Here is a 493-nt window from a genome sequence, read left to right on the forward strand (position 1 = left end):
GTAGTCGCCCGCCGGAGTCCCCTCCGGGACGGCCAGGTTCAGCGACGCGCCGACCTGGAACTTGCCGCCGGTCAGCTCGCCCATGCTCGGGTTCTGCCGGCACAGCAGCTCCGGCAAGCCCGCCGCGGTGCCCGGCAGGCCGCCCATGACGGCACTCGGACTCGTCACCGTGGGCGCGCAGTTCGGCACCACGGTCACCCGGTCCGCGGGGATGCGGCTGCCGTCGATGGCGACGAAGTCGTCGATCTGCCCGGTGAGYGTCCAGCCGAGCGTGCTGTTGCGGCCGTCGACCACGGTGACGGGCTTGAGTTCGCCCTGCACGAACTGCGGGCCCCCGCCGGGGGCGAAGGGGGCCATCGTCACGCCGTCCTGGATCTGCATGATCAGCGGGCCGGGCGGCGGGGGTGTCTTGGCCTCGGCCGGAGGCTGGTCGCCGCCCGCGGGATTCCCGGTGTCCCCGCCGACGGGGAAGCCGGACGCACCGGCCGTCGGC

Annotated in this window: 1 protein-coding gene; it reads right to left on the reverse strand. The window is 74.4% G+C overall.

From position 1 onward, the window contains the following. Positions 1–493, reverse strand: a 493-nt coding sequence (locus tag AC1DSF_RS30735; protein WP_478184094.1) for a hypothetical protein, incomplete at both ends; no start/stop codon positions are given.

It is taken from the genome of Variovorax sp. 01N429, assembly GCF_056399425.1.